General features: G+C 73.4%; 2 protein-coding genes and 1 pseudogene. 1 reads left to right on the forward strand and 2 read right to left on the reverse strand.

Translation table 11 applies throughout. The annotated features are described in order from the left end of the window. Positions 1-941 (reverse strand): annotated as a pseudogene (locus C6N75_RS23915) (hypothetical protein); the annotation flags it as partial. Between the two features lie 247 nt (positions 942-1,188). Here C6N75_RS23915 and C6N75_RS23920 point away from each other — a divergent pair. Then, positions 1,189-1,392, forward strand: coding sequence for a hypothetical protein (locus tag C6N75_RS23920; RefSeq protein ID WP_322888073.1), 204 nt, complete (start codon positions 1,189-1,191; stop codon positions 1,390-1,392). 472 nt (positions 1,393-1,864) lie between these two features. On the opposite strand, the gene C6N75_RS30910 is transcribed toward C6N75_RS23920, so the two are convergent. Further along, on the reverse strand, positions 1,865-2,038 hold the full coding sequence (locus C6N75_RS30910) for a hypothetical protein (protein ID WP_181160597.1): 174 nt from the start codon (positions 2,036-2,038) through the stop codon (positions 1,865-1,867). Positions 2,039-2,425 lie beyond the last annotated feature (387 nt).

Raw genomic sequence — 2,425 nt, forward strand, 5'->3', positions numbered from 1 at the left:
ACGAACAGGCGACGCCTGCGGCCGCAGCCCTGCTGGAGGCGGCGTGCGTCCATCGCCGCCTCCAGCAGGGCTGCGGCCGCAGGCGTCGCCTGTTCGTAGCGCTTGAGCAGTTCGGGAGCACCGGCCAGGTCCTGGGCCACTCGCCCGCTGGCACGAGCGCGGGTCAGGGCATCGGCCAGCATCCGATCCCCGCCCTGGGCGAGGGCTGCTGCGGCGTCCAGCGCCTGGCCGTCGAAGGCGGTCGGCACGCCCACCGTCCGGCCGGCCAGCAACTCCCGCACGCGGCTGTGCGGATCCGGCTCCCCCGGAGCGGGCAAGGCGGAGTACCGGGCGGCGTACTCGGGCCACAGAGTGCCCAGCACGAGCACCGGGCCTGCCTGCGGGGTGGTGAGCAGGCCGTGCAGGGCGGCGGCGATGCGTTCGCCGGCCTCACGGTCGCCGAGGTAGTGCTGGGCCTCGTTCAGCCACACCACGGTCCTCGGTGCGACACGGTGCAGGGCGTCGAGAGCGGCCGCGGCGCGGGTGGGGTCGAAGGGATGCCACAGCCTCCACCCCGCATCGGCCAGCGGCTGCACAGCCTCCCAAAAGGCCCGTGTCTTACCCGTCGAGGAGCTGCCCACCAGCACCACCATCCGGCTGCGGCCGGCTACAGCGTCCCGCACCGCTTCGGTCAGCACCGCGTCGTGTGCACGCGGCACGTACCCCGGCAGCCGTCGTGCTCCCACCGCCGTGCCGCCGGGCCCGGCGGGATGGACTTCCAGCGCATGCGGATCCCACTGACCGATCGGCCGACCCGGCGCCGACGACGCCTCGCCGCCACCTCCGCTCGCCTGCCGCTGCAACGCCAGCAACTCCTCGACCGCCAGCCCCAACGCACGACCAAGCGCCCCCACCGTCTTCTCCGACGGCACCGCCTCGCCGTCCTTCAGCGCTTCCCACACGGTCGTGCGCCAACCCCGCCCGGCCGGGCAGGTGCTTCTTGTCGATCCGACTGCCGGCCAGTCCGTCACGCAACCGCCTACGCAGCTCGGTCAGTGCCGACCGGTCACCGCCGCCGCTCCGTCCGCCGCCCACTGCCAGCCCCCTGCCCTGTTCGTCGGCGTTCATCTTCTCCCGGCGGACCCCGTCGAACGAGGACCCCTCCAAGCTCGGTCCCGACAACAGCCCACCCCGCAAAGGGAGTCTGCCGTGACCGCCATCTCCATCACCCTGCTCACCATCGCGCTCGTTCTCCTCGTCGCGCTGCTGGCCGCCGCGGGCGCGGGCCAGCTGGCGCGCATGGACGGCGCCTCCTACCCGACCGCCATCCGCCGTGCGGCCGCCGCCTTCGCCGCGGTCCTCACCCTCGCCGCCCTCGCCACGGGCACCCTCGCCACACTCGCCGGCAAGTAGGACGCCTGCGTCGAGCCCGTCGCCGCAGCCATGCCGGCGTGCGACTACTACGGCACCACCCGACCCTGACACTCGGCGGGGCCGTCAGCCCCCGACTGCCGCCCCCGCCTCGCTCCGCCCGGTGGTCGCCCGAAAACCCAGCCCCGCCCCAACGTCCGGCGCGGGAAGGACCGGCCGCCGGTTCGGCACGTTCCGGCACTGGGCGCAGTGCACCGACGCCGAGCCACTGGCCGACCTGGCCGCGCCCGCCGACACCCGGGTGCCGGTCGACCGCGCCGCGGACCTGGCTCGCCCCTCCCGCCAGGCCCGGACGACGTTCGTCCGCCTACGCACCGCGGTGGACCTGTCCGCCGCCGCCCTGATAGTCCTGGCCGCCGCCCTCCGCAGTGCCACCATGCACCTGACCCGTTCCCGCGCACTGGTGCGCCCGCAGGCATCGGACCAGTCTGCGGGTGCACCCGTCGGTGGGCCTTCACCTGCGGCGCCGGAAGCGCAGCAGGGTGGCCACCACCTCGGGCAGCGCCTTCAGCACGGCCACGGTGTCGGCGCGCTCGGCTCGGAACAGGGCGATGATGCAGACCACGCAGGCCAGCACCAGGGCGGTCAGGACGGCGATCGGCAGCACGGCCAGAAAGTCGATCATCATGTGTGTTTCTCCAAGGATGTGACGGAAAAAGGTGTCCCCTCCGGACGTCGATCACCGGAGGGCAGCACCGTGCAGGGCCGGCGACCAAGCGACGCCACCCCCGCCCACAGAGGGGAAGCCGTGCAGCACGGAAGGGGCGGCCGCTCACGGTGGTGAGCGGCCGCCCCTGTGCTGCGCGACCTTTGCCGGTACCTACGTTGTGGGGAGGTGGGCGCCGGATGTTGGGTCGGTCCGTCAGAAAGGCGCCCATGCGAGTCCGAGGGCGGCGAGCGCGGCGAACCGCTCCGCGCTCAGCTTGGCGCGGCGGGTCTTGGTGTTGGTCAGCCACACCCCCTGTCGGCGTACACGTGAACGTGCACAGCCGAGTACGGATGAACGTGCCCAGCC

This window comes from Streptomyces solincola (assembly GCF_002982015.1).
In the GTDB taxonomy this organism is placed as follows: Bacteria; Actinomycetota; Actinomycetes; order Streptomycetales; family Streptomycetaceae; genus Streptomyces; species Streptomyces solincola.

What these genes read in the sequence shown, in the direction of transcription:
- C6N75_RS30910 (WP_181160597.1), bottom strand. Translation starts at nt 2,038, where the DNA reads ATGATGATCGACTTTCTGGCCGTGCTGCCGATCGCCGTCCTGACCGCC.